At 65.3% G+C, this 25,543-nt stretch carries 22 protein-coding genes; 10 read left to right on the plus strand and 12 right to left on the minus strand.

Annotated features, from left to right (window positions below):
• Window positions 1–14 precede the first annotated feature (14 nt).
• The gene (locus tag SJI00_RS15130; RefSeq protein ID WP_322462518.1) at window positions 15–2,192 is read right to left on the minus strand and encodes a malate synthase G; all 2,178 of its coding nucleotides are present in this window, start codon (window positions 2,190–2,192) and stop codon (window positions 15–17) included.
• 432 nt (window positions 2,193–2,624) lie between these two features.
• Here SJI00_RS15130 and SJI00_RS15135 point away from each other — a divergent pair, with 432 nt between their 5' ends.
• Window positions 2,625–3,143, plus strand: a complete 519-nt coding sequence (locus SJI00_RS15135; RefSeq protein WP_322462519.1) for a glycine cleavage system transcriptional repressor — start codon at window positions 2,625–2,627, stop codon at window positions 3,141–3,143.
• Window positions 3,144–3,749: 606 nt separating this feature from the next.
• Here the strand turns inward: SJI00_RS15135 and rarD are convergent.
• The 4 genes from rarD to SJI00_RS15155 form a co-directional block, all read right to left on the minus strand.
• Complete coding sequence (gene rarD, locus SJI00_RS15140; RefSeq protein WP_322462520.1) at window positions 3,750–4,634, minus strand: EamA family transporter RarD; 885 nt, start codon at window positions 4,632–4,634, stop codon at window positions 3,750–3,752.
• A gap of 498 nt (window positions 4,635–5,132) precedes the next feature.
• Window positions 5,133–6,107, minus strand: a complete 975-nt coding sequence (locus SJI00_RS15145) for a serine/threonine protein kinase (protein ID WP_322462521.1) — start codon at window positions 6,105–6,107, stop codon at window positions 5,133–5,135.
• Window positions 6,108–6,214: 107 nt separating this feature from the next.
• Window positions 6,215–6,979 carry a TOBE domain-containing protein gene (locus tag SJI00_RS15150; protein ID WP_322462522.1) on the minus strand — a complete coding sequence of 255 codons (765 nt, stop codon included), beginning with the start codon at window positions 6,977–6,979 and terminating at the stop codon, window positions 6,215–6,217.
• Window positions 6,980–7,038: 59 nt separating this feature from the next.
• Window positions 7,039–7,776, minus strand: coding sequence for a ComF family protein (locus SJI00_RS15155; RefSeq protein WP_322462523.1), 738 nt, complete (start codon window positions 7,774–7,776; stop codon window positions 7,039–7,041).
• An 89-nt stretch (window positions 7,777–7,865) separates the two neighbouring features.
• Between SJI00_RS15155 and bioB the strand changes: the two genes are divergently transcribed.
• The 9 genes from bioB to SJI00_RS15200 all read left to right on the plus strand — a co-directional run bounded on the left by bioB (window position 7,866) and on the right by SJI00_RS15200 (window position 17,275).
• Window positions 7,866–8,924, plus strand: a complete 1,059-nt coding sequence (gene bioB, locus SJI00_RS15160) for a biotin synthase BioB (protein ID WP_322462524.1) — start codon at window positions 7,866–7,868, stop codon at window positions 8,922–8,924.
• Window positions 8,925–8,926: 2 nt separating this feature from the next.
• Window positions 8,927–10,099, plus strand: coding sequence for an 8-amino-7-oxononanoate synthase (bioF, locus tag SJI00_RS15165; RefSeq protein WP_322462525.1), 1,173 nt, complete (start codon window positions 8,927–8,929; stop codon window positions 10,097–10,099).
• Complete coding sequence (locus tag SJI00_RS15170; protein ID WP_322462526.1) at window positions 10,092–10,823, plus strand: alpha/beta fold hydrolase; 732 nt, start codon at window positions 10,092–10,094, stop codon at window positions 10,821–10,823. Before bioF ends, SJI00_RS15170 begins: the two co-directional genes overlap by 8 nt.
• Window positions 10,816–11,640: a malonyl-ACP O-methyltransferase BioC gene (gene bioC, locus SJI00_RS15175; protein ID WP_322462527.1), complete on the plus strand. Its 825-nt coding sequence runs from the start codon at window positions 10,816–10,818 to the stop codon at window positions 11,638–11,640. The genes SJI00_RS15170 and bioC overlap by 8 nt, the downstream gene beginning before the upstream one ends.
• A gap of 1 nt (window position 11,641) precedes the next feature.
• On the plus strand, window positions 11,642–12,328 hold the full coding sequence (bioD, locus tag SJI00_RS15180; RefSeq protein WP_322462528.1) for a dethiobiotin synthase: 687 nt from the start codon (window positions 11,642–11,644) through the stop codon (window positions 12,326–12,328).
• A 119-nt stretch (window positions 12,329–12,447) separates the two neighbouring features.
• Complete coding sequence (locus tag SJI00_RS15185; RefSeq protein ID WP_322462529.1) at window positions 12,448–12,744, plus strand: pyrroloquinoline quinone biosynthesis protein PqqE; 297 nt, start codon at window positions 12,448–12,450, stop codon at window positions 12,742–12,744.
• A 235-nt stretch (window positions 12,745–12,979) separates the two neighbouring features.
• Window positions 12,980–14,785 carry a phenylacyl-CoA dehydrogenase gene (locus tag SJI00_RS15190; protein WP_322462530.1) on the plus strand — a complete coding sequence of 602 codons (1,806 nt, stop codon included), beginning with the start codon at window positions 12,980–12,982 and terminating at the stop codon, window positions 14,783–14,785.
• 191 nt (window positions 14,786–14,976) lie between these two features.
• Window positions 14,977–16,755, plus strand: a complete 1,779-nt coding sequence (locus SJI00_RS15195) for an acyl-CoA dehydrogenase C-terminal domain-containing protein (protein ID WP_322462531.1) — start codon at window positions 14,977–14,979, stop codon at window positions 16,753–16,755.
• A gap of 361 nt (window positions 16,756–17,116) precedes the next feature.
• A complete protein-coding gene (locus SJI00_RS15200) occupies window positions 17,117–17,275 on the plus strand; it encodes a YqaE/Pmp3 family membrane protein (protein WP_101322414.1) in 159 nt (52 codons plus the stop codon).
• A gap of 40 nt (window positions 17,276–17,315) precedes the next feature.
• Here SJI00_RS15200 and SJI00_RS15205 read toward each other — a convergent pair whose 3' ends face one another.
• From SJI00_RS15205 to pqqF, 7 genes are all read right to left on the minus strand, one after another.
• The gene (locus SJI00_RS15205) at window positions 17,316–19,145 is read right to left on the minus strand and encodes a S9 family peptidase (RefSeq protein WP_322462532.1); all 1,830 of its coding nucleotides are present in this window, start codon (window positions 19,143–19,145) and stop codon (window positions 17,316–17,318) included.
• Window positions 19,138–20,298 carry a pyrroloquinoline quinone biosynthesis protein PqqE gene (gene pqqE, locus SJI00_RS15210; RefSeq protein ID WP_416221049.1) on the minus strand — a complete coding sequence of 387 codons (1,161 nt, stop codon included), beginning with the start codon at window positions 20,296–20,298 and terminating at the stop codon, window positions 19,138–19,140. The genes SJI00_RS15205 and pqqE overlap by 8 nt, the downstream gene beginning before the upstream one ends.
• A complete protein-coding gene (gene pqqD / locus SJI00_RS15215; protein WP_322462533.1) occupies window positions 20,270–20,545 on the minus strand; it encodes a pyrroloquinoline quinone biosynthesis peptide chaperone PqqD in 276 nt (91 codons plus the stop codon). Before pqqD ends, pqqE begins: the two co-directional genes overlap by 29 nt.
• Window positions 20,542–21,279, minus strand: a complete 738-nt coding sequence (gene pqqC, locus SJI00_RS15220; protein WP_322462640.1) for a pyrroloquinoline-quinone synthase PqqC — start codon at window positions 21,277–21,279, stop codon at window positions 20,542–20,544. The genes pqqD and pqqC overlap by 4 nt, the downstream gene beginning before the upstream one ends.
• A 38-nt stretch (window positions 21,280–21,317) precedes the next feature.
• Complete coding sequence (pqqB, locus tag SJI00_RS15225) at window positions 21,318–22,229, minus strand: pyrroloquinoline quinone biosynthesis protein PqqB (protein WP_322462534.1); 912 nt, start codon at window positions 22,227–22,229, stop codon at window positions 21,318–21,320.
• Between the two features lie 116 nt (window positions 22,230–22,345).
• The gene (gene pqqA / locus SJI00_RS15230) at window positions 22,346–22,417 is read right to left on the minus strand and encodes a pyrroloquinoline quinone precursor peptide PqqA (protein WP_003243383.1); all 72 of its coding nucleotides are present in this window, start codon (window positions 22,415–22,417) and stop codon (window positions 22,346–22,348) included.
• Window positions 22,418–22,584: 167 nt separating this feature from the next.
• Complete coding sequence (pqqF, locus tag SJI00_RS15235; RefSeq protein WP_322462535.1) at window positions 22,585–25,242, minus strand: pyrroloquinoline quinone biosynthesis protein PqqF; 2,658 nt, start codon at window positions 25,240–25,242, stop codon at window positions 22,585–22,587.
• Window positions 25,243–25,543 lie beyond the last annotated feature (301 nt).

Here is a 25,543-nt window from a genome sequence, read left to right on the forward strand (position 1 = left end):
TTCCTCGCAACGGCTTACTGCCCGTTGCGCGCCTTGAACTCGCGACGCCTGCGGTGCAACACCGGCTCGGTATAGCCATTGGGCTGCCTGGCCCCTTCAATGACCAACTCCACCGCAGCCTGGAACGCGATGTTGCTGTCGAAGTCGCCCGCCAGTGGGCGGTACTGCGCGTCTCCCTCATTCTGCCGGTCGACCACCGCGGCCATGCGCTTGAGGCTTTCCATCACCTGCGCCTGGCTGACCACTCCGTGGCGCAGCCAGTTGGCCAGCAGCTGGCTGGAAATACGCAAGGTGGCGCGGTCTTCCATCAGGCCTACGTCATTGATGTCCGGCACCTTCGAGCAACCCACGCCCTGGTCGATCCAGCGCACCACGTAGCCGAGGATGCCCTGTGCGTTGTTGTCCAGCTCGTTGCGGATTTCTTCGGCGGACCATTTCGTGTCGCCGGCCAGCGGGATGCGCAGGATGTCATCCACCGAGGCCGGGGCACGCTTGGCCAGTTCGGCCTGGCGGGCCTGGACGTCGACCTTGTGGTAGTGCAGCGCGTGCAGCGTTGCGGCCGTCGGCGAGGGCACCCAGGCGGTGTTGGCGCCCGCCAGCGGATGAGCGATCTTCTGCTCCAGCATGGCGGCCATCAGGTCAGGCATGGCCCACATACCTTTGCCGATCTGCGCGCGGCCTTGCAGGCCGGTGGCCAGGCCCACGTCGACGTTGTTGTCTTCGTAGGCGCCGATCCAGGCCTGATTCTTCATCACGCCTTTGCGCACTACGGCGCCGGCTTCCATCGAGGTGTGGATTTCATCGCCCGTGCGGTCGAGGAAACCGGTGTTGATGAACACCACGCGCTCGGCAGCGGCCTTGATGCAGGCCTTGAGGTTGACCGTGGTACGGCGCTCCTCGTCCATGATGCCGACCTTGAGGGTATTGGCCGGAAGATTCAGCAGTTGCTCTACGCGGGCAAAGATTTCCGCTGTAAAGGCGACTTCTTCCGGACCGTGCATCTTCGGTTTGACGATGTACACGCTGCCGGTGCGGGTGTTCTTGCGTGGGGTATTGCCGTTCAGGTTATGCACCGCCGCCAGTACGGTGAACAGTGCATCCTGAATGCCCTCAGGCACTTCATTGCCCTGGGCATCGAGGATGGCCGGGTTGGTCATCAGGTGGCCGACGTTACGCACGAACAGCAGGGAACGGCCGTGCAGCGTGAGGCTGCCGCCGTTGGGCGTGGCGTATTCGCGGTCCGGGTTCAGGGTGCGGGTGAAGGTCTTGCCGCCCTTGCTGACGTTTTCAGCGAGGTCGCCCTTCATCAGGCCCAGCCAGTTGCGATAGACCAGCACTTTGTCGTCGGCATCGACGGCGGCGACCGAGTCTTCGCAGTCCATGATGGTGGTCAGCGCCGACTCCATGAGGATGTCATTCACGCCGGCGGCGTCGGTGCTGCCGACCGGGGTGCTGGCGTCGACCTGGATCTCGAAGTGCAGGCCGTTGTGCTTGAGCAGGATGGCCGTGGGCGCCGCAGCGTCGCCTTGCAGGCCGAGCAGTTGCGCGTCATCGCGCAGACCCGTGGTGCTGCCGCCCTTGAGCGCGACCAGCAGTTTGCCGGCCTCGATGCGGTAGGCCGTGGCGTCTTTGTGCGAGCCTGCGGCCAGCGGCGCCGCCTGGTCGAGGAAGGCGCGGCCGAAGGCGATCACCTTGTCGCCACGGGCCTTGTTGTAGCCCTGGCCTTTCTCGGCGCCGCCTTCGTCGCTGATGGCATCGGTGCCATAGAGCGCGTCGTACAGCGAGCCCCAGCGGGCGTTGGCGGCGTTGAGGGCAAAGCGCGCGTTCATCACCGGCACCACCAGCTGCGGGCCGGCCATGTGGGCGATCTCTTCGTCGACGTTCTGCGTGGTGGCTTGGAAATCGTCTGCTTGTGGCAGGAGGTAACCGATGTCTTGCAGGAAGCGCTTGTAGGCCGCGGCGTCGTGGGCCTGGCCTTGGCGTTCCTGGTGCCAGGCGTCGATACGGGCTTGCAGCTCGTCGCGCTTGGCCAGCAGGGCTTTGTTCTTTGGAGCGAGGTCGTTGATGATCTTTTGCGCACCGTCCCAGAACTGCTCGGCGACGATGCCGGTCCCAGGAATGGCCTCATTGTTGACGAAGTCATACAGGACCTTGGCGACCTGAAGGCCACCGACTCGAACGTGTTCAGTCATTGCTTGCCTCACTCTGCTCAGCGATTTCGCTCATCAAAAAAAGCCTGTAGCGCTGGCTTCAGTGCGCCCCCGTACATGCCCAGTGGGCGGCGGGGTGGCGGCTGAAGGGTGTGTACAGGCGCCTCGGCAGACAACCGGACGGCTTCTTGTAGTCCAGTTCAACGAATACTACATGAAGCAGTATGCGGGTGAACATGAGACTAAAAGCGCCGCGCTCACGACCATTGGGCTGTACCAAGCCGCGCCAGGAAGTCGCATGTTCGCAAAAAATATAGGAATTGTTCCAGATAAATCTCGAAACGGTACACGATTATCGGTGCGCCGTTCCCTGCGGCAGGTTGCCACGGTTTACCTATAATCAGAAGTCGCCTGCGCTGCTGGGCGAATATTCGTCGCACAGCTGCGGCTGCCACCCCTTGCGAGGATTGAGCCTTGGACCACCTTGTACTCACTGTGATTGCCCCGGACCAGGCGGGGCAGGTCGAACGTATCGCCCAGTGCATCACCGCCCATCAGGGCAATTGGCTGGAAAGCCGAATGTCACGCATGGCCGGTCAGTTCGCCGGCATCTTGCGCGTGGCGGTCCCAAGCGAGCAGTACGATGCCCTGGTCAACGCCTTGCAGGCGCTGGAAAGCCACGGCATCCGCGTGCTGGTCGCGCAGAGCGGCACTGAGCCGGTGGCGGCGAGCAAGCCGATCACCATGGAACTGGTGGGTAACGATCGCCCGGGCATCGTGCGGGATATCACCCGACTGCTGGCTGAACTCGGCGTCAACGTCGAGCGCTTGAGCACCCAGGTGCAGCCGGCGCCGATGAGCAATGAGCCGTTGTTCCAGGCCGAAGCCATGCTGGCGCTGCCGCCAGCGCTGACCCTGGATGCGCTGCAGGAGCGCCTGGAAAGCCTGGCCGATGACTTGATGGTGGAATTGCATTTGCGCACGCAGGCCTGATGGCAGCTTCGCAGCAGGCTGTCTGGTCGGTGTCAGGGATCGAGGCCTGTGGTGGCAAAGCCGCTTCAGGGGTGCGACCTTTATTTACCCGTCATCACAGGCGCCTGGATGAGGCCGGCTGCGCCGGCCATCGCGGCAGTAGCCGCTCGTACTCTGACAGCGTTTCCTTCCAAGATGTGGCACAGGTAAGAGACCGATAGAACCTGCACACCACAACCCCTCTAGGAGCGAGCTTGCTCGCGATGGCCGGCAAAGCCGCCCCAAAGCCGCGCCCCGTGTGTACCCGTCAAGGTAATCGCCTGGATAAGGCCGCAAAGCCGCCCCAAGACGGCAACCTGTATTTCCCCGTCATTATCGGCGCCTCAACAAGGCGGCCAACTTATACACAGACGCAGTTATGCAGGATTTGCGGGGATTGCCCTGTGGATAAACTGGGGGTTTAGTGCGCAAGGCCTGGAGCGACGGGGCGTGTACGGTTTTGATCAATATATGTACAGCAGCACGGTGCTTGTGCACAAAGCATGGGGACGACCCTGTGGATAACCTTGGGAGAGGCCGGTGCAGGCCATGATCCACCTGGCCTGCGCAGTGTTGATTATTTATTGATCAGCGTTTTCGCAAGCTCAGCCAGATATCGACGCTGTACACCGCCAGGCCCGCCCAGATGAACATGAACGCCACCAGGGTGCTGGGCGCCAGGTGTTCGTCGAACAGCCACACGGCCTGCAGCAGCACCAGGGTCGGCGCAAGGTACTGCAGAAAGCCCAACGTGGTGTAGGGCAGATGCCGCGCTGCAGCGTTGAAACACACCAGCGGCACCAGCGTCACCGGCCCGGCGGCCATCAGCCAGAGCGCTTCGCTCGTGCCGTAGAAGGCTGGCTGGGCGCTGATCGCCGCCGGGTGCAGCAGCAGCCAGCCGAGCGCCACCGGCACCAGCATCCAGGTCTCTACCACCAATCCCGGCAGCGCGGCGACCGGCGCCTTCTTGCGGATCAGCCCATAAAAAGCGAAGGTCAGGGCCAGCACCAGCGACACCCACGGCAGGCTGCCAACCTGCCAGACCTGCTGGGCCACACCGGCCAGTGCCAAGCCCACGGCCAGCCATTGCAGGCGGCGCAGCCGCTCGCCCAGCAACAGCATGCCCAGCAGCACGTTCACCAGTGGGTTGATGTAGTAACCCAGGCTGGCTTCAAGCATGCGCCCCGTGTTCACCGCCCACACGTAGGTGAGCCAGTTGAGCGCGATCAGGCTGCCGCTCAAGGCGAGAATCGCCAGCCGCTGCGGGTTCTGGCGCAGCTCGCGCCACCAGCCGGGGTGTTTCCACAGCATCAGCACGATGCCACCGAACAGCGCCGACCAGAGCACGCGATGGACGATGATTTCCATCGCCGGCACGCTCTGGATCGCCTTGAAGTAGAGCGGGAACAGGCCCCAGATGATGTAGGCCGACAGGCCGAGGAAATACCCGCGACGCGGGTTGGCAGCTTGCATGGGGGGTCCTTGCGGGTGGATCGGTTTGAGGATCGGGCTGTAAGGCAAGCGCCCGGCAGATGAGGGCGGGGCGGGTTGCGCACGCTACCCGAGCAGACGAGTTGAGCCAAGCCCACCGCCTGGCGAGCGGTGGTCCCGCTTCACATTGCCTGGCTCTGTATGAAAAGCCTTGATACTTGGTCATGCTGCGTTGAAAAAAAGCCTGGAACCCAGCCCGGACTAGGCGTCCCCGTCGAAATGCTCACGTACGCCAGTACGGTCGAGCGCGACCCCGGCCGTTTCTCACCTGTTTTTTGCGGGGCCGCCATCGACCTTGCCTGACTGGCGTCTCAAGACGTTCAGACAGACGCTAGACGCCATCGCCAACGCCTTGCCGATCGCTGAAGCGGCCTTGGAAAGCGTTTTTCCTTCATCCAGAGACGTTCTCGCAAAGCCCGACTGCGGACACACTTCAGGCAAACCGGAGGCAGGCCCATTGTAGACAGTCCCGCGCTGGATTCAGAACAATTTCAACGGCGCTTCGTCCAGCGCGGCACATTGTTCGCGCAAGGCCAGAATCTGATCGCCCCAATAGCGCGGCTGGCCAAACCACGGGAAGCTGCGCGGAAACGCCGGGTCATCCCAACGCCGCGCCAGCCAGGCGCTGTAGTGCAATTGGCGCAAAGCGCGCAGCGGCTCGATCAGGGCCAGTTGGCGCGGGTCGAAGTCATGGAATTCGTTGTAGCCGTCGATCAGCTCAGCCAGTTGCCCCAGACGCTCTTCGCGGTCGCCGGCGAGCATCATCCACAAATCCTGCACCGCCGGGCCCATGCGGCAGTCATCCAGGTCGACGACATGGTAGGCCTCGTCGCGGTGCATCAGATTGCCGGGGTGGCAGTCGCCGTGCAGGCGGATCACCTGGTGGGGCGTACGCGCATAAATGGTTTCGACCCGTTTCAGCAGGTCACGGGCTACCGACTCGAAGGCGGGCAGCAGTTCCTTGGGCACGTGGTTGCCATCGAGCAGGGTGTTCAGCGAGGCGTGGCCGAAGTTAGCCACCGTCAGCGCTTCCCGGTGTTCGAACGGACGCACAGCGCCGACCGCATGCAGGCGCCCCAGCAATTGCCCGAGCCGATAGAGCTGGTCGAGGTTGCCCGGTTCCGGCGCGTGGCCGCCGCGACGCGGAAACAGGCTGAAGCGAAAGCCCTGGTGCTCGAACAGTGTGCGGCCCTGGCGCAGCATCGGCGCCACCACCGGCACGTCGCAGCCCGCGAGCTCGGCAGTGAAGGCGTGCTCTTCAAGGATGGCGGCGTCGGTCCAGCGATCCGGGCGGTAGAACTTGGCGATCAGCGGCTGGGCTTCGTCGATGCCCACCTGATACACGCGGTTTTCATAGCTGTTCAGGGCCAGCACCCGGGCATCGCTGAGAAACCCCAGGCTTTCCACCGCGTCCAGGACCAGGTCGGGGGTGAGGGTGTCGAAGGGGTGGGACATGACGGGCTCCTGGGGTGAACAGCGGGGCGCCATGGTAGCGCATCGAAGTGATGGCACTGCCTTTAGGTTAGAGGAGGCCACGCAGCCCGACCCTGTCGATGGCAAGCTCAGGCAGGAACGCCGAGCAACACATAAGAGGGATGAAACTGCGCGCGCAGCGTTTGGCCCGTCTCGATCTGCTGCGCCGCCAACCAATCGGCTTCAGCCAGCGCACACAGCGTCTGGCCATTGCCCAAGGCCAGGCGCACCTCACCTGGCCCGTCGGCTTCGGTCAGAACGTCTTCCACCGTGGCGTGCAGGCAGTTGCTACCCGCCTGCGCGACCTCGTCGATGGCCAGCAAACGCACCCAACCGGCCTTGAGCAGGGCCACGGTCATGGTGCCCAGGGTCAGTTCCAGCCGCTCGGTGCTGTCGTGGGTAATCAGTGCGTCGATCTCGAGGCCGCCGCCCAGCGCCAGGGTGACGCGATCGTGACGGCCCTCGCGCCGCAGCCCGCTGACCTGGCCCTGCAACTGATTGCGCGCACTGGTGCGCAACATCAGCCGACCGAGCAGGTCGAGGTCGCTGGAGGCGTCAGCCGCTTCGAGAAACTGCGCTTGCAGCGCCTGCAGCCGCTGATACATCCGCAACACCCGCTCGCCTTCCTGAGACAACCGCGCACCGCCCCCGCCACGGCCGCCGGTGCTGCGCTCCACCAGAGGCCGGCTGGCCAGGTTATTGAGCTCATCGATGGCGTCCCATGCCGCCTTGTAGCTGATGCCCGCCGCCTTGGCGGCGCGGGTGATCGAGCCTTGCTCGGCGACGTGCTGGAGCAGGGCGATGCGCTGTGGGCGGCGCGCGATGTGTTGGGTCAGGGGCGTCGGCAAAGACATGGCGGGCCTGTGGTGGTGCAGGGCTGGAGCGGCGACGGTGCCTTTGCCGTGTGGGCAAGTCAAGCCGGGGCCGGGCGGGGCGTGCGTGCCAGGCAGTAGACGTCGACCCGCACCGCACCCGCCGCACGCAGCAACGCGGCCAGCGCCTGCGCGGTGGCACCGGTGGTGAACACATCGTCGATCAGCGCCAGGTGCCTGCCGGCAGGCGCTGCGCACGGTGCCAGGGTGAAGGCGTTGCGCAGGTTGCGCTGCCGGGCGCGGGCATCGAGGGTCTGTTGCGCGGCGGTGTCGCGTGAGCGCAGCAACCAGCGCTCGCTGTAGGGCACCTGCAGCTGCTGCGACAGCCAGCGGCCGAGCAGGCCGGCCTGGTTGAAGCCGCGTTGGCGCAGACGGCGCCTGGCCATCGGCACGGGCAGCAGCAGGTCCGGACGTGGCAGCCCGTCGCCATAGCGGTGGGTGAGCGCCTGGGCGAGTGCGTCGACCATCAACCGGCCCAGCGGCCACTGGCGCCGGTGCTTGAAGCGGCTGACCAGCGTGTCGATGGGGAAGCGGTATTGCCAGGGCGCGATCACCGCATCGAACGGGGCTGGCGCGTAGGTGCAGCGGGTGCAGGTCAGGCCCGGGCCAGGCAATGGCAACGCGCAATGGCTGCAGGCATTGATCAACCAGGGCAGCTCGGTTTCGCAGCCATGGCACAACGGGTAGTGCTGCAGGGCGGGATTCAGGCACAACTGGCAGATGTGGTTACTATTTAACCACTTGTCGACCAGTATCTTGAGCGTGAGTTGACAGTTCATAGGTCATCCATGAGTATGCGGGCTATCCGTGAGGCGCCGCAGGGCGAACCTGTCCCGGCGCCAGCAACACCCTAGACAAGGAAACGCCGATGAGCGCGAGCACAACTGCAACAACCCGTCACGACTGGTCCCTGGCTGAGGTCAAGGCGCTGTTCCAGCAACCGTTCAATGACCTGTTGTTCCAGGCGCAGACCGTGCACCGCGCGCATTTCGACCCTAACCAGGTGCAGGTCTCCACGCTGCTGTCGATCAAGACCGGCGCCTGCCCGGAAGACTGCAAGTACTGCCCGCAGTCCGGCCACTACAACACCGGCCTGGAAAAACAGAAGTTGATGGAAGTGCAAAAGGTGCTTGAAGAAGCCGCCCGCGCCAAAGCCATCGGCTCGACGCGGTTCTGCATGGGCGCGGCGTGGAAGCACCCGTCGGCCAAGGACATGCCCTACGTGCTGGAGATGGTCAAAGGGGTCAAGGCCATGGGCCTGGAAACCTGCATGACCCTCGGCAAACTCGACCAGGACCAGACCGCTGCGCTGGCCCAGGCCGGGCTGGACTACTACAACCACAACCTCGACACCTCGCCTGAGTTCTACGCCAGCATCATCACCACGCGCACCTACGGCGAGCGTCTGGAGACCCTGGCCTACGTGCGCGATGCCGGCATGAAGATCTGCTCCGGCGGCATCCTGGGCATGGGTGAGTCGCTCGACGACCGTGCGAACCTGCTGATCCAGTTGGCCAACCTGCCCGAGCACCCCGAATCGGTGCCGATCAACATGCTGGTGAAAGTCGCGGGTACGCCCCTGGCGGAAGAAGAAGACGTCGACCCGTTCGACTTCATCCGCATGCTTGCCGTGGCCCGCTTGCTGATGCCCCAGTCGCACGTGCGGCTGTCGGCTGGCCGTGAGCAGATGAACGAGCAGATGCAGGCGCTGGCCTTCATGGCCGGTGCCAACTCGATCTTCTACGGCGAAAAGCTGCTGACCACCGCCAACCCGCAGGCCGACAAGGACATGCAGCTGTTCGCCCGCCTCGGCATCAAGCCCGAAGCCCGCCAAGAGCATGCCGATGAAGTGCATCAGGCCGCCATCGAACAGGCCCTGGTCGAGCAGCGCAGCAGCGACCTGTTCTACGACGCAGCGTCGGCCTGAGCATGGCGTTCGACCTCACGGCGCGCCTGGCCGAACGGCGCGCCGCGGACCTCTATCGTCAGCGCCCCCTGCTTGAGAGTCCGCAAGGCCCGCACGTGGTGGTCGATGGCCAACCGCTGCTGGCCTTCTGCAACAACGACTACCTGGGCCTGGCCAATCACCCTGAGGTGATTGCCGCCTGGTGCGCAGGTGCCGAGCAATGGGGCGTGGGCGGCGGAGCCTCGCATCTGGTGATCGGCCACAGCACCCCGCACCACGCGCTGGAACAAGCCCTGGCCGAGCTTACCGGCCGGCCACGGGCGCTGCTGTTTTCCACTGGCTACATGGCCAACCTGGCCGCCATCACGGCGCTGGTCGGGCAGGGCGACAGCGTGCTTGAGGACCGCCTCAACCATGCCTCCTTGCTCGATGGCGGCCGGCTCAGCGGCGCGCGCTTCAGCCGTTATCGGCACAACGACCCGGCGAGCCTGGCCAGCCGGCTGGACAAGGCCGTGGGTGATGCCCTGGTGGTCACCGACGGCGTGTTCAGCATGGATGGCGACATTGCCGATTTGCCGGCCCTGGCCGCGGTGGCCAAGGCCCGTGGCGCCTGGCTGATGGTCGACGATGCGCATGGCCTGGGCACCCTCGGCGCGCAGGGCGGGGGAGTGGTGGAGCAGTTCGGGCTGGGCGTTGATCAGGTGCCGGTATTGATCGGCACCCTGGGCAAAGCCTGCGGCACGGCCGGGGCGTTCGTCGCCGGCAGTGAGGAGCTGATCGAAACGCTGGTGCAGTTCGCCCGGCCCTATATTTATACGACCAGCCAGCCGCCGGCGCTGGCCTGCGCCACGCTCAAGAGCCTGGAGCTGCTGCGCCGCGACACTTGGCGCCGCGAGCACCTGGCCGCGTTGATCGCGCAGTTCCGCGCGGGCGCCCAGGCCATCGGCCTGGCGCTGATGGACAGCCAGACACCGATCCAGCCCATCCTCATCGGCGACAGCGCGCGAGCGCTCGAGCTGTCGCGGCGTTTGCGCGAGCGCGGCGTGCTGGTGACGGCCATCCGCCCGCCTACGGTGCCGGCAGGCAGTGCCCGCTTGCGCGTCACCCTCAGCGCGGCGCACAGCCAGGCGCAGGTGCAGCTATTGTTGAACGTGTTGGCCGAGTGCTATCCCACGTTGGAGACTGCCGATGCGTAACCGACTGATACTGCTGCCGGGCTGGGGGCTGGGTACCGCCGCTCTGGAGCCGCTTGCGGCGAGCTTGCGTGGGCAGGACCCACGCTTGCAGGTCGAGCTGATGCCTTTGCCGGAGTTGGCCGAGCGCGAGCCCGACGCCTGGATCGACCACCTCGACAAACGCCTGCCCAAGGACGTATGGCTCGGCGGTTGGTCGCTGGGGGGCATGCTCGCCAGCGTGCTGGCGGCGCGGCGCGGCGACCACTGCTGCGGACTGCTGACCCTGGCCAGCAATCCCAGTTTCGTCGCCCGCGGCGACTGGCGCCATGGCATGGCGCCCGACACCTTCGGCACTTTTCTCGACGGCTGCGAGCACCACCATCACGTGACCCTCAAGCGTTTTCGCTCGTTGTGCAGCGAAGGCGCCCTGCAGCCGCGCACCTTGTTGCGGCAACTGGGCATTGGGGTGCCTGACACCGACCCGCTGTACCTGGCCAATGGCTTGCACGTGCTGGGCCAGCTCGACACGCGACTGGCGTTGCAGGCCTACAGCGGGCCGCAACTGCACCTGTTCGCCGCCAGTGATGTGCTGGTTCCGGGCGAGGCGGCCAAGGCGCTCAGCGAGCTGCTGCCGGATGTCGAAGTGGGCCTGGTGGAAGAGAGTTCCCATGCCTTCCTGCTGGAGTATCCAGAGGCACTGGCCGAGGGCATCAAGCGTTTTCTGCATGAGAGTGGTGATGACTGATCTATCCCAGCCGGGCCTGCCCGGCGCGTTGCCAGACAAGCGCCAGGTGGCGGCCTCGTTTTCCCGCGCGGCGGCTAGCTATGACAGCGTCGCGGCCCTGCAGCGGGCGGTGGGGCTGAACCTGCTCGAGCGCTTGCCCGGCGGCATGACGGCGTCCAGCTGGCTCGACCTTGGCAGCGGTACAGGCTATTTCAGCCGGGCATTGGCCGAGCGTTATCCGCTCAGCAGCGGCATCGCGCTGGACCTGGCCGAGGGCATGCTGCAGCACGCCCGGGCGCTGGGCGGCGCGCGCCAGCATGTTGCCGGTGACGCCGAGCGTCTGCCGCTGCGCGATGGCTGCGTGGACCTGGTGTTCAGCAGCCTTGCAGTGCAGTGGTGCAGCCAGTTTTCCAGCGTGCTGAGCGAAGCCGCGCGGGTACTGCGCCCGGGCGGTGTGCTGGCATTCAGCAGCCTGTGCGTCGGCACCCTGGAAGAGCTGCGCGCCAGTTGGCAAGCGGTCGATGGGGGCGTGCACGTCAACCGCTTTCGGTTGTTCGAGGACTATCAGCGGCTGACCGCTGCCAGCGACCTGGAGGTGCTTGCCCTGCAACGCCAGGCTCACGTTTTGCACTATGCCCAGGTGCGTGACCTGACCCATGAACTCAAAGCCTTGGGCGCCCACAACCTCAACCCTGGCCGGCCCACGGGCCTGACCGGGCGGGCCAGGATGCACGGCCTGTTGCAGGCCTACGAACACTATCGCGAGCCACAGGGCCTGCCGGCGACCTACCAGGTGGTCTATGGCGTGCTGCGCAAGCCCGACCCCAGCGGACACTGACATGAACCACGCGTATTTCATCGCCGGCACCGATACCGATGTCGGTAAAACCACCGTGGCGGCGGGCTTGCTGCACGCCGCTGCCGGCCGTGGCCTGAGCACCCTGGGGGCCAAGCCGGTGGCCTCCGGTTGCGTGCTCACGGCGGCAGGGCTGCGTAATTCCGATGCCATGGCGCTGATCGAACACAGCACGCTGAAACTGCCTTACGAACAGGTCAATCCGTTTGCCTTCGAGCCGGCCATTGCGCCGCACCTGGCCGCGCGTGAAGCGGGGGTCGCGTTGCAAGTCGGTACCCTGGCTGCAGCCATGGCTGAGGTGCTCGCGCAGGGCGCAGACTTCACCTTGGTCGAGGGCGCAGGTGGCTGGCGCGTGCCGTTGTCGGGGCAGGCCAGCCTGTCTGATCTGGCGCTGGCCCTGCAACTGCCGGTGATCCTGGTGGTGGGCGTGCGCCTGGGCTGTATCAACCATGCGCTGTTGAGCGCTGAAGCGATTGCCCGGGACGGTTTGCAGTTGGCGGGGTGGGTGGCCAATGTGATCGACCCGCAGACATCGCGTCTGCAGGAAAACCTGGCGAGCCTTGCCGAGCGCCTGAGCGCGCCGTGCCTGGGGCAGGTGCCCACGCTTGAGCAGGCTAGCGCAGCGGCCGTGGCCCGCTACCTTCATCTGGACAGGTTGCTGCAGGGCTGAACGAGAGACGGCCCGGCCCAGGATGTGGCACTGAGCCATTAGTCGCTTGGACGGGCATTTTTTCCGGTGCGCTGCTTTAATGGCTGCTATCCATCCCGCCCGTGTCGTGGAGTCCCGACATGCAAATCACCGGCAATTCCGCATTCTATGCAGGTCTGGGCGCTATTCAGGCAGGCCAGAATCGCTTCGACCAGGCTGCCAGCCAGGTCGCCAACCTCAGCGCCGAACGCTCGGCCACCAGCCAGTCCAGCGACTATCAGGCCGAGCGCCTGCGCAGCGTTGACCGCAGCCAGCAGATGGACCTCGCCACCGCGTCGGTCGAGCAGGCACTGGCCGCCCATCAGGTCGAACTCGGTGCCAAAGTGGCCAAGGCATCCGACGAAATGCTCGGTCGCATCATCGATACCTGGGCGTAAGCCTCGCCCCACTGCGCACGCACCCAGCCGATACCCCAGCCCACCCGATGAGCCGGACTGTGCCGGCGATCGGCTTGTGCCCGGTACTGGCCAAAATGCCCTCGTTCGCGGCATAAATGGCACCATCGTGCCACCTTGACAACGTTTCCCTCTAAACGTAAGTTTCAAACACTTGTTTGACCGAAGGCCATCCGGCGTTCTTCGGTGCCGAACGCATAACTAGAGGTTGATCGCCATGCCTGAGTACAAAGCCCCCTTGCGTGATATCCGCTTCGTCCGCGACGAACTGCTGGGTTACGAGGCGCACTACCAAAGCCTGCCCGGCTGCCAGGACGCCACGCCGGACATGGTCGACGCGATCCTCGAAGAGGGCGCCAAGTTCTGCGAGCAGGTACTGGCACCGTTGAACCGGGTGGGCGATCAGGAAGGCTGCACCTGGAGCGAGTCGGGTGTGAAAACCCCGACCGGTTTCAAACAGGCTTATCAGCAGTTCGTCGAAGGCGGCTGGCCGAGCCTGGCCCATGATGTGCAACACGGTGGCCAAGGCCTGCCGGAGTCGTTGGGCCTGGCGGTCAGCGAAATGGTCGGTGAGGCCAACTGGTCCTGGGGCATGTACCCCGGCCTGTCCCACGGCGCCATGAACACCCTTTCGGCGCACGGCACCGAAGCGCAGCAGCACACCTACCTGAGCAAGCTGGTGACCGGCGAATGGACCGGCACCATGTGCCTGACCGAAGCCCACTGCGGCACTGACTTAGGCATGCTGCGCACCAAGGCCGAACCGCAGGCCGATGGCAGCTACAAGATTTCCGGCACCAAGATCTTCATCTCTGCCGGTGAGCACGACATGGCCGAGAACATCGTGCACATCGTGCTCGCGCGCCTGCCCGATGCACCGGCCGGCACCAAAGGCATTTCGCTGTTCATCGTGCCCAAGTACCTGCCCAACGCCGAAGGCGGCGTGGGTGAGCGCAACGCGGTGCAGTGCGGCTCGCTCGAGCACAAGATGGGCATCCACGGCAACGCCACCTGCGTGATGAACTTCGACGGCGCTACCGGCTTCCTGATCGGCCCCGCCAACAAAGGCCTGAACTGCATGTTCACCTTCATGAACACCGCTCGCCTGGGCACGGCGCTGCAAGGCCTGGCGCATGCCGAAGTGGCGTTCCAGGGTGGCCTGAAATATGCCCGTGATCGCTTGCAGATGCGCGCCCTGACCGGCCCGAAAGCGCCTGAGAAAGCCGCTGACCCGATCATCGTCCACCCGGACGTGCGGCGCATGCTGCTGACCATGAAAGCCTTCTCCGAAGGCACCCGCGCGATGGTCTACTTCACCGCCAAGCAGGTCGACATCCTCAAGTACAGCGAAGACGAAGACGCCCGTAAAAAGGCCGACGCCCTGCTGGCCTTCATGACGCCGATCGCCAAGGCCTTCATGACCGAAGTCGGCTTCGAGGCTGCCAACCACGGCGTGCAGATCTACGGCGGCCACGGCTTCATCGCCGAATGGGGCATGGAGCAGAACGTGCGCGACAGCCGCATCTCGATGCTCTACGAGGGCACCACCGGCATCCAGGCACTCGACCTGCTCGGGCGCAAGGTACTGATGACCCAGGGCGAGGCGCTCAAAGGCTTCACCCGCATCGTGCACAAGTTCTGCCAAGCCCAGGAAGGTAACGAAGCCATCAAGGAGTTCGTCGAACCGCTGGCCGCGCTGAACAAGGAGTGGGGTGAAGTGACGATGAAGATCGGCATGGCCGCCATGAAGGACCGCGAGGAAGTCGGCGCTGCATCGGTCGACTACGTGATGTACTCCGGCTACGCGTGCCTGGCCTACTTCTGGGCCGACATCGCCCGCCTGGCCGCCGAGAAACTGGCTGCCGGCACCAGCGAAGAAGCCTTCTACACCGCCAAGCTGCAGACCGCGCGCTTCTACTTCCAGCGCATCCTGCCGCGCACCCGTACCCATGTCGCCACCATGCTGTCGGGCGCTGGCAACCTGATGGCGATGGACGAAGAGGCCTTCGGCCTGTCGATCTAAGCGACCGTTGCGCTGCCTGAAGACGCCTGCCTCCGTGGCAGGCGTTTTTTTGGCCGTACGGCAAGCATGACTCGATATGCCTATGCAGTCTGTTTTAGTCCTGAACGGTCGAATTTTTCTTGAGTTAGACTGAAATCCATTCCCCCGCAACGGCCCGCGCGCCGCTGCGTTCTCTACTGCGAGAGGTTGTCATGGCTGACTACAAAGCGCCCCTGCGAGACATGCAGTTCGTCCTCAACGACGTGTTCCGCGTCGCTGAGCAATGGGCCGAATTGCCGGCGCTGGCCGAGCTGGTCGATGCCCAGACCGCGCTGGCCGTGCTGGAAGAAGCCGGCAAGGTGGCAGGGCGCAGCATCGCCCCGCTGAGCCGCGCGGCCGATGAAGAAGGCTGCCACTGGAGCGACGGCGCCGTGCGCACCCCGGCCGGTTTCATCGAGGCCTACAGCACCTACGCCGAAGGCGGTTGGGTGGGGGTCGGCGGCGATCCTGCTTACGGCGGCATGGGCATGCCCAAGGCGATCTCGGCGCAGGTCGAGGAAATGGTCAACGCTGCCAGCTTGTCGTTCGGGCTGTACCCGATGCTGACCGCCGGCGCCTGCCTGTCGATCAATGCTCACGCCAGCGAAGCGCTGAAACAGGCCTACCTGCCTAATATGTATGCGGGCGTGTGGTCCGGTTCGATGTGCCTGACCGAAGCCCACGCCGGCACCGATCTGGGCCTGATCCGCACCCGTGCCGAGCCCCAGGCCGATGGCAGCTACAAGGTCAGCGGCACGAAGATCTTCATCACCGGCGGCGAGCATGACCTCACCGAAAACATCATCCACCTGGTGCTGGCCAAGCTCCCCGACGCGCCCGCCGGGCCCAAAGGCATCTCGCTGCTGCTGGTGCCCAAGATCATGGTCAACGCCGACGGCAGCCTGGGCGAACGCAATGCGGTGAGCTGCGGCTCGATCGAACACAAGATGGGCATCCAGGCCTCGGCCACGTGCGTGATGAACTTCGACGGCGCGGTCGGTTACCTGGTGGGCGAGGCCAACAAGGGCCTGGCTGCCATGTTCACCATGATGAACTACGAACGCTTGGGCGTCGGTATCCAGGGCCTGGCCTCGGCCGAGCGCTCTTATCAGAACGCCGTGGACTACGCCCGCGATCGTCTGCAAAGCCGCTCGCCAACCGGCGCCAAGGCCAAGGACTCGCTGGCCGACCCGATCATCGTGCACCCCGACGTGCGGCGCATGCTGCTGACCATGAAAGCCACGATCGAAGGTGGCCGCGCGTTCTCCACCTATGTGGCCATGCAGCTCGACAGCGCCAAATACAGCCAGGATGCCGATACGGTCAAACGCAGCGAAGCGCTGGTGGCACTGCTCACCCCCGTGGCCAAGGCGTTTCTCACCGACCTGGGCCTGGAGTGCACGGTGCATGGCCAGCAGGTGTTCGGCGGCCATGGCTACATTCGTGAGTGGGGCCAGGAGCAACTGGTGCGCGATGTGCGCATCACGCAGATCTACGAAGGCACCAACGGCATCCAGGCGTTGGACCTGATGGGCCGCAAGGTGGTCGGTAGCGGCGGTGCGTTCTATCGCGTGTTCTCGGATGAAGTCCATGCGTTCATCGACCAGAACAGTGCCGAGCTGAGCGAGTTCACCCAGCCGCTGAGCGATGCGCTGCACCGGCTCGATGCATTGACCGCTTGGGTACTGGAGCAGGCCAAGCACGACCCCAACGAGATCGGCGCGGCGTCGGTGGAATACCTGCATGCCTTCGGCTACGTGGCGTACGCCTACATGTGGGCGCGCATGGCAGGTGCGGCGCAGCAGGCGAGCGGCGATGAGGCGTTCTACACGGCCAAGTTGGGCACCGCGCGCTTCTACTTCGCCCGCCTGCTCCCGCGGCTGGATTCGCTGATCGCCTCGGTGAAAGCGGGCAGTGAGTCGCTTTTTCTGCTCGATGCCGAGCAGTTCTGAGCGCGGCGCAAGCCTGTACATGAATAGGAATGGCTGATGCTTGTAAGTCTTTTCCTACAGAGCGTGGTGACTATTCGCCACTTCTCTCAGAAAGGTTCCGCGAGTAATCTTTAACCCATGGACGTAGCGCAGGAAGCGCAAAGGACAGAACAGGGACTACGCAGGATTTTCCACCAGGATGGTGGAACGATATGGATGTCAGGGAAACAGTCTGAAAGCCCCGCCTAGTGCGGGGTTTTCTCTGTGCGCGGGATTTGGCTCCTCGCCTCGGTGGTTACTGCGGGGCGTTATCTGCGGCGCCTCGTTGAACCTCTGCGCCAGCGCGCCAGTCTGTGTTGAACCCCCCAACGGAGCGCTTCTCATGGACTTTATCCGCATCATCATCGCCATCCTCCTGCCGCCACTGGGCGTGTTCCTGCAAGTCGGCTTCGCCGGCGCGTTCTGGCTGAACATCCTGCTGACCCTGCTGGGCTATATCCCAGGCATCATCCACGCCGTGTACATCATCGCCAAGCGTTGAGCAGGGGGCGCCGCGCGCCCCTGACATACCCCGCCAGTGGCTACCCCGCCAGCACCCGGCAATAGAACTTCCATTCCTCTTCCAGCGCATGGGCGAGGTGCCGGGCCTGTCGGAATCCGTGTCGCTCGCCGGCGTAGAAATGCCCCTCGGCCGCGATGCCGTTGGCTTGCAGCGCCGTCAGCATGCTGCGGGTCTGCTCTGGCACCACCACCGCGTCCAGTTCACCCTGGAAGAAGATCACCGGCACCTTGATGTTGGCCGCGTGCAACAGCGGTGTGCGCTGGCGGTAGCGTTCGGCATCGCGCTCGGGATGGCCGATCAGCCAGTCCAGGTAATCCCCTTCGAACTTGTGTGTCGCGCGGGCCAGGGCAATGGGATCGCTGACGCCGTACAGGCTGGCACCGGCGCGGAAAACCGCCTGGAAGGCCAAGGCGCACAAGGTGGTGTAACCGCCTGCGCTGCCGCCACGGATGAAAGCCTGTTGCGGGTCGATGAGCCCCCGCCCGGCCAGGTGTGCCACCGCAGCGCAGGCATCCTCGACATCACTGACGCCCCATTGCAGGTGCAGCGCCTGACGATAGGCGCGCCCATAGCCGGTGCTGCCGCGATAGTTCAGGTCCGCCACGGCAAAGCCGCGCTGGGTCCAGTACTGGATGCGCGGGTCGAGCACCGGGTGGCACGCTGAGGTCGGGCCACCGTGGATGAACACCACCAGCGGCGAGGCGCCCTGGACGTTGCGGGCGCCATAGAAAAAGCCGTGGGCCGTGGCGCCGCCGCTGGGATAGCTGATCGCCTGCGGTTGGCTGACCTGCTCGGCTGCCAACAGGCTGGCGCCACCGGCCAGCACGCGGACTGCTCCGTCCTCACGATCGATGCTGAGCACTGCCGGCAGTTGCGTCGGCGAAGCGGCGACCGCGTAGAAGCACTGCTCGTCAGCCGCCAGGCAGCGCAAGCGGCTGTAGCCAGGGGCGAGTTGCCTGAGCGGTCGTTCAGGGTGCTGGACACCGAGGCGTCCGAAGCCTGCATCGAACCAGGTGGCGACGAAGCCGCCATCGGACAGCGGCAACCAGGTGCAGGCGCCCAACTGCCAAGGTGCACCGGCATGGTCGGCGGCCAGCGCTGGCATCGGCTGCCACTGGCCGTCGATCTCTGCCCAGGGTTGCCAGAAACCATTGGCATCACTCAATGCATGCAGCCGACCCGCCGCATCGAAACGCGGCTGCTGCAGCGACTGCGCCGTGTGCTCACGCTGCGCGGCGGCGCCAGCCACGCAGGTAGCAGGCTGCCAGGTGCCATCGGCGTTGCGTTCTCGGCTCATCAGCCGCGTACGGGTCCAGGGTTGTTCGGGACGATCCCACTCGATCCAGGCCAGGCGCTGGCCATCGGCGCGCAACGTGGGCGCCGCGTAGAAGTCGGCGCCCTCGACCAGTACCTGGCGCTGCCCCTCTGCCCAGCTCACCAGGCGATGCACCACGGGCTCGCCTGCGGTTTCCTCGACCGCCAGCAACACGCCGTGCTGCCAGTGCAGGTCGCCATAGCGGCGGCCTGGCTCATGGCTCAGTGGCTGCGGCGTGGTGCCGTCCAGCGGCTGTCGATACACCTGCTGGTCGGCTTCATTGACGAACAGCACGCCGTCATCGCTCAGGCAGAAGCTGCCGCCGCCGTATTCGTAGACGCGGCTGCGCACGCTGAAACCGTCGGGGGTCAGGCAGTACGCCTGCTGCTCGCGCCAATGCCACAGCCGGCAGGCGCCATCGGCCGGGCGGAACTCGTTCCACACCAGCCCCACCGGCCCGCATTTCAGGTCGGCGAAGTCGGTCCCGGCAGCCACCGCATCGGCGGCGCTCAATTCGAGGGTCAGCTCAGCCACGGGCGATCACCCGCGAGTTGCGCTCGTTACGGAAGGTCAGTTGCTCGATGCTCACGTCGCTGTACTCCGATTCTTCGCGGGCCTTGAGAATGATGCCGTGGTCTGGTGACTTGCCACACACCGGGTCTGCCTTGCTGGCGTCACCGGTGAGCATGAAGGCCTGGCAGCGGCAGCCGCCGAAGTCCTTCTCCTTTTCGTCGCAGCTGCGGCACGGTTCGGGCATCCAGTCGAAGCCGCGGTAGCGGTTGAAACCGAACGAGTCATACCAGATGTGCTGCAGGTCATGCTCGCGCACGTTGGGGAACTGCACCGGCAACTGCCGCGCGCCATGGCAGGGCAGCGCCGTGCCGTCGGGGGTGACGGTGAGGAACAGGCTGCCCCAGCCGTTCATGCACGGCTTGGGGCGTTCCTCGTAGTAATCCGGGGTAACGAAGATCAGCTTGCACGGATGGTCTTGGGCTTTGAGTCGCTCGCGGTATTGGTTGGTGATGCGCTCGGCACGCTCCAGTTGCGCACGGGTCGGCAGCAGGCCAAGGCGATTGAGTTCGGCCCAGCCATAGAACTGGCAGGTGGCGAGCTCGACGAAATCGGCTTCCAGGGCCAGGCACAGCTCGATGATGCGGTCGATGCGATCGATGTTGTGCTTGTGGGTGACGAAGTTGAGCACCATCGGGTAGCCATGGGCCTTGACCGCACGGGCCATCTCCAGCTTCTGTGCGAAGGCCTTGCGTGAACCGGCCAGGAGGTTGTTCACCTGCTCGTCGCTGGCCTGGAAGCTGATCTGGATATGGTCCAGGCCGGCGTCCTTGAAGGCGGCGATCTTGCTTTCGGTCAGCCCGATGCCAGAGGTGATCAGGTTGGTGTAGAACCCCAACCGCCGGGCCTCGCGGATCAGCTCGGCGAGGTCTTGGCGCACCAGCGGCTCGCCGCCGGAAAAACCGATCTGCGCCGCGCCCATCTCCCGCGCCTGGGCCATGACCTTGAACCACTGCGCCGTGCTCAGCTCTTCGCCCTGGCGGGCGAAATCCAGTGGGTTGGAGCAGTACGGACATTGCAGCGGGCAGCGGTAGGTCAGCTCGGCGAGCAGCCATAAAGGCAGGCCGATCTCAGCCTTGCCGGCCCCTTCAGGCAAGCACGATCCAGTGTTCGGCACGGGCCACCTCCATGAATTGTTCGATGTCCTCGGCCACTTGCGGGACATCGGCGAACTGTTGCTGCAACTGGGTGATGATCGCGCCGACATCGCGCTGGCCATCGATCAGCCCGCCGATCAGCGCGGCACTCTCGTTGAGCTTGATCATGCCCTCGGGGTACAGCAGCACATGACCCTTCTGGGCGGGTTCATACTGGAAACGATAGCCCGGGCGCCAGCGCGGGATCAGCTGATGGTCCAGGCTCATGACGTGATTCCTCTGTGCCAGACCCGGTCCTGGGTCACGCAGTGATAGGGCGGGCGGTTCAGCGTGTAGGCCATGCTCATGGCATCGAGCATGCTCCAGAGGATGTCCAGCTTGAACTGCAGGATGTCCAGCATGCGTTGCTGGCCTTCCCAGGTGGTGTAGTGCTGCAAGGTGATCGCCAGGCCATGCTCCACATCGCGCCGGGCCTGGCCCAGACGGGTGCGGAAGTAGGCGTAGCCGGCCGGATCGATCCAGGGGTAGTGCTGCGGCCAGCTGTCCAGGCGCGACTGGTGGATCTGCGGCGCAAACAGCTCGGTCAGCGAGCTGCTGGCCGCTTCCTGCCAACTGGCGCGGCGGGCGAAGTTGACGTAGGCATCCACGGCGAAGCGCACGCCGGGCAGTACCAGTTCCTGCGAGCGCAGCTGGTCGGGGTCGAGCCCGACGGCCTCGCCCAAGCGCAGCCAGGCTTCGATGCCGCCGTCTTCACCGGGCGCGCCGTCGTGGTCGAGCAAACGCTGAATCCACTCGCGGCGCACCTCGCGGTCCGGGCAGTTGGCCAGGATCGCGGCATCCTTCAGGGGGATGTTGACTTGGTAGTAGAAGCGATTGGCGACCCAGCCCTGAATCTGCTCGCGGGTGGCGCTGCCGTCATACATCGCCACGTGGTACGGGTGATGGATGTGGTAGTAGGCGCCCTTGGCGCGCAGGGCCTGCTCGAATTCGGCAGGCGACATCGGCGTACGTTGGTTCACGGAATCTCCGGCTGCGCCGTTCACAGTTCGATGCTCATGCCGTCGAAGGCCACTTCGACGCCGCGGCGCAGCACTTCAGCGCGCTCGGGCGAGTCTTCGTCGAGGATCGGGTTGGTGTTGTTGATGTGGATGAGCACCTTGCGCTGGCGTTCAAAACCCTCGAGCACTTCGAGCATGCCGCCAGGGCCGTTCTGCGCCAGGTGGCCCATTTCGCGGCCGGTGCGGGTGCCGACGCCGCGGCGCTGCATCTCGTCGTCTTGCCACAGCGTGCCGTCGACCAGCAGGCAGTCGGCACCGTGCATCATCTCCAGCAGCGCGTCGTCCACCTGGCCCAGGCCTGGGGCGTAGAACAGTTTGCCGCCGGTACGCAGGTCTTCGACCAGCAGGCCGAGGTTGTCACCCGGGTGCGGGTCGAAGCGGTGCGGCGAGTAGGGCGGCGCGGCGCTGCGTAGGGGGAACGGGGTAAAACGCAGGTTCGGGCAGGCGGGGATGACGAAATGCTGGTCCAGATCGATGCAGTGCCAGTCCAGGCCACCGTTCCAGTGGCTGAGCATGGTGAACAGCGGGAAGCCGGTGGAGAGGTCCTGATGGACCATTTCAGTGCACCACACCGCATGCGGGCAGCCTTCGCGTAGGCTAAGCAGGCCGGTGGTGTGGTCGATCTGGCTGTCGAGCAGGACGACGGCGTCTATCCCGGTGTCGCGCAGTGCGCGGGCCGGCTGCATGGGCGCGAAGGCCTGCAATTGGGCGCGGATATCGGGGGAGGCGTTGCACAGCACCCAGTGCTCGCCGTCATCGGAAAGGGCGATGGACGACTGGGTGCGCGCCTGGGCATTGAGCGTGCCGTCGCGGTAACCCTTGCAGTTGACGCAGTTGCAGTTCCACTGTGGGAACCCACCGCCGGCGGCGGAGCCGAGGATCTGGATATACATGGCAACTCTCTAGGCAAAGAAGCTAGGCAATGAAGCTAGACAAAGAGGCTAGGCAACGACACTAGGCAAAAAACGAAAACGCCCCGGCAGGCCGAGGCGTCGAACCGCACAGCGGATCAGCGGTTGGCGAAGTACATGGTGACTTCGAAGCCGATGCGCAGGTCAGTGTAAGCAGGTTTGGTCCACATGGGCGTACTCCTTGCGAAGGGGGTTGAGGGGATGCTGCTAGTCATTTGGTGGCTGGCGGAACTCAAGGTTCCTACGGGCCAAGGAGAAATATCCTACAAGAAATGTATGTTCCAAATGGTTAATTCTTCGAGAAGGGCTGTTGCAGGCAGCGTAACAATGCGTGTGATCACGGCCACGCCGTACCTGCAACCGAACCGTTCGCCAGGCACAGCCACGCTGCGTCCGGTGCCAGCAAGTCGCTGACCAAGGCGTCGATGTCGGCCTGCTTCGACTGCCTGATGCCTGCGCGCAGAGCCTGCAGGTCGGCCTGTTCGCCCGCCAGATGGCACTGCCAGGCGTAGTGGGCGAGGTCGTCGTTGGTCATGTTGGCTTCGTCGAACTGCTCGGCCAACGCGTGTTGCGCTGCAGCGCTGAGCGTTGCCCCGTGGGCCAGCACGGCGCGCAGATGCCTGAGGATCTGCAGCGGCTCGGCATGCGGTGACTGCACGCCGAACAGCAGCCCGGCAATGCCCTCGACCTGCCGGAAGGCGCTGAACACCGCATAGCCCAGTTGCAACTCGACCCGCAGGCGTTGGTAGACCGAGCCTTGCAGCAGATGGCCGAGCAGGCGTGCGCCTGCCTGCCGATCGAGGCGGACCGGGCAGAACAGCAGCACGGCGTGTTCGCCGCTGAGGCGTAGCTGCGGGCACCAGCGTCGGGCTTGCATGGGCAAGGCCGCCATGTTGGTTGCGGGCTGGCCCGGTACGGCGTGCATGGCTTCGGCCAGGGCCGCCAGGGCGTCAGGGTCGAAGCCGGTGGCGTGGCCGTGCCAGTGGCTTGCGGCCCAGAGTGTGGCGAGCGCTGCCTGGCTGGCGGGCGCAGCATCGCCTGGGGCAGGTGGGTCGAGGGCGGCCGCTGTGCGGCCGGGCCCGACGTTGTCACCCTGCACGGCACGTGGCAGCTGCTCGAGCAGGGCGCGGATCGGCATGAGCGCCGGCCTGTCTTGAGGTGGCGATTGCCAGGCGCTGTTCGGCGGCTGGCGCAGCCGTGACAGGGCGAGCTGGCTGGCGCGTATCACGGCGGCCGGTGGGCCGCTGCACAGCAGGGTCCACAGGGTGCCGATGCTGTCGAAACGCAGCGTTACGCCCGCTTGCTCCGCGCGGGCCTGCAAGGCCGCCAGTGCCTCCCCGAGAGCCCATTCCAGCGCCGGCTGAGGGCAGGGCAGCCGCCAGCGCAGCCGCACGTAGGCGAACTGACGATGGCTGGGCAGGGTGGGGTCGACGTGCAGCGCATCGTTCAGTGCCAGCCCGGTCGATTCCGGCAAGCTGTCGAGCAGCAGGGGTTCTGGCTCGGGCAGCTGCCAAGGGGCGGTGGGGGCGCCGAATGCTGGGTGCTCGTGATGCGGCAGCTTGAGCCCCGGCAACGGTGCTTCGGGTCGCCGCGCGGGGTGCGCTGAATGGCTGGGCGTGCCGGCGGCTCCGAGCGAGGGCGCGAGCCTGCGGGGTGAGGGCTTTGAAAGGCGTGAAGGGTCGGCTGAACCACCCGGTGTACGGACCCTCGTGAGTAGACGGCCGCGCAGTTGCGGTGCCGGCTCTGACCCATGCCAGTGCTCAGCAGGGCCATCGGTCATGGCAGGGCGTGCGGCCTGCGCCTCCAGCAGCGCTGGCGCGGGGGGGAGGGCGCGTCTGGCGCCCGACAGCTCGGCGAGGACCTGGTCGAGCACCGCTAAGCCCTGCTCATCCAGCCCCTGGAAAGATTGACCGCTGCTGTCGCTACGCGCCCATTGCAGCGCGCCGGCGCTCAAGCCTTTGCGCCGCTGCACGGCGCTGAACCGGGCGGTGAGTTCAGTCACTTGTACCTGCCGCAACCAGGCGAACCAACCGAGCAACGCGGCTTGCAGGGGCTCTGGCGTGGTGGAATCGGCGGCCTCGAACTCCAGGTGCCACAGCGCCTGCCCGGCGAACGCGTACAGGCTGTGTGCTTTGGCGCCCTGCAGCCACTGGCGGCGCTGCATCTCGGCCAGCCAGCCACCGGGGCCTGGATCGGTCAGGTAATGGAACAGCAGGGCCAGTGCCGGTTCGGCCCCTGGGGGCAACCCTTCGTGGGCGAACAGCAGGCCGCTTTCCAGGCGTGTGGGGACGCGCTGCGATGGAGCAAACAGCGGGGGCGCAGGCGTTTGGGCGATCACCGCGCCAGCCGCTAGCAGGCTGCCACATCGTTCAGCGAGCGCTTGAAGCGCTTCCAGCGACTGCGGCCCGCACAGGCTCAAGGTCATCTGCGCGCCGCGATAGAACTGCTGATGAAAGTGCTGCAAGGCCTGCTGGAAAGCTGGCGATGGCACATTCAGCGTGTACCGGTTGCCGGCATGAAAACCGCGCAGCGGATGGCTTGGCGAGACACTCTGCAACACCGCCAACTGCCGCTGCACCTGTGCATCGCGTGACCAGGCGATGAACTCGGCATGAATCACCTCGCGCTCGGCCAACTGCCGCGCCGCGCCCAGCTCAGGTTCGGCCAACATCTGGCACAGACGTTCCAGCGCTCCAGCGAAGGCCGGGCATGGCACTTCAAAAAAGAAGTCGGTGGTGCGCTCGCGGGTACTGGCATTGACCTGCCCACCCACGCCTTGCACGAAACGCATCAAACCGTCGTCGAGCGGGAAACGCGCAGTGCCGAGGAACAGCAGATGCTCGAGAAAGTGCGCGAGTCCCGGCCAGCGCTGCGGTGCGTCGTGGCTGCCGGCGCGCACCCTTACCGCTGCGGCGGCGCGGGTCAGGTGTGGGGCGTGGCGCAGGGTAACGTGCAGGCCGTTGGGCAGGTGCAGGTGGCGGGTGGTGTCGGGCATGCAGCCTCCTCGGCAGGAGGCCCTAGGCTAGCGCATCTGTGGTCATGATCCGGCATGAATGACGAACGTCGGCGCAGACGCGGTCTGAAATGTGTTTGCCTACAGTCATTTCGCGCCACACGACCCAGTGAGAGCCTGAGTCCCCATAGGAGCGACTATTGCCGCGATGGCCGGCAAGCCAGCCCGATTCAGGCATCTAAGATGCCGGGTAAATAGGGGGCGCGGCCCGAGGGCGGCTGCGCCGCCCATCGCGGCCATCCGGAGCGCCGGACCGGCCGCTCCTGCACCGGTCGCGGTGGGC

This window comes from Pseudomonas gebzensis (assembly GCF_034427815.1).
GTDB lineage: Bacteria > Pseudomonadota > Gammaproteobacteria > Pseudomonadales > Pseudomonadaceae > Aquipseudomonas.

Coding starts and splice junctions, on each gene's coding strand:
- SJI00_RS15130 (WP_322462518.1), bottom strand. CDS start 2,192: ATGACTGAACACGTTCGAGTCGGTGGCCTTCAGGTCGCCAAGGTCCTG.
- rarD (WP_322462520.1), bottom strand. CDS start 4,634: ATGCAAGCTGCCAACCCGCGTCGCGGGTATTTCCTCGGCCTGTCGGCC.
- SJI00_RS15145 (WP_322462521.1), bottom strand. CDS start 6,107: ATGTCCCACCCCTTCGACACCCTCACCCCCGACCTGGTCCTGGACGCG.
- SJI00_RS15150 (WP_322462522.1), bottom strand. CDS start 6,979: ATGTCTTTGCCGACGCCCCTGACCCAACACATCGCGCGCCGCCCACAG.
- SJI00_RS15155 (WP_322462523.1), bottom strand. CDS start 7,776: ATGAACTGTCAACTCACGCTCAAGATACTGGTCGACAAGTGGTTAAAT.
- bioB (WP_322462524.1), top strand. CDS start 7,866: ATGAGCGCGAGCACAACTGCAACAACCCGTCACGACTGGTCCCTGGCT.
- bioF (WP_322462525.1), top strand. CDS start 8,927: ATGGCGTTCGACCTCACGGCGCGCCTGGCCGAACGGCGCGCCGCGGAC.
- SJI00_RS15170 (WP_322462526.1), top strand. CDS start 10,092: ATGCGTAACCGACTGATACTGCTGCCGGGCTGGGGGCTGGGTACCGCC.
- bioC (WP_322462527.1), top strand. CDS start 10,816: ATGACTGATCTATCCCAGCCGGGCCTGCCCGGCGCGTTGCCAGACAAG.
- bioD (WP_322462528.1), top strand. CDS start 11,642: ATGAACCACGCGTATTTCATCGCCGGCACCGATACCGATGTCGGTAAA.
- SJI00_RS15185 (WP_322462529.1), top strand. CDS start 12,448: ATGCAAATCACCGGCAATTCCGCATTCTATGCAGGTCTGGGCGCTATT.
- SJI00_RS15190 (WP_322462530.1), top strand. CDS start 12,980: ATGCCTGAGTACAAAGCCCCCTTGCGTGATATCCGCTTCGTCCGCGAC.
- SJI00_RS15195 (WP_322462531.1), top strand. CDS start 14,977: ATGGCTGACTACAAAGCGCCCCTGCGAGACATGCAGTTCGTCCTCAAC.
- SJI00_RS15200 (WP_101322414.1), top strand. CDS start 17,117: ATGGACTTTATCCGCATCATCATCGCCATCCTCCTGCCGCCACTGGGC.
- pqqD (WP_322462533.1), bottom strand. CDS start 20,545: ATGAGCCTGGACCATCAGCTGATCCCGCGCTGGCGCCCGGGCTATCGT.
- pqqC (WP_322462640.1), bottom strand. CDS start 21,279: ATGTCGCCTGCCGAATTCGAGCAGGCCCTGCGCGCCAAGGGCGCCTAC.
- pqqB (WP_322462534.1), bottom strand. CDS start 22,229: ATGTATATCCAGATCCTCGGCTCCGCCGCCGGCGGTGGGTTCCCACAG.
- pqqF (WP_322462535.1), bottom strand. CDS start 25,242: ATGCCCGACACCACCCGCCACCTGCACCTGCCCAACGGCCTGCACGTT.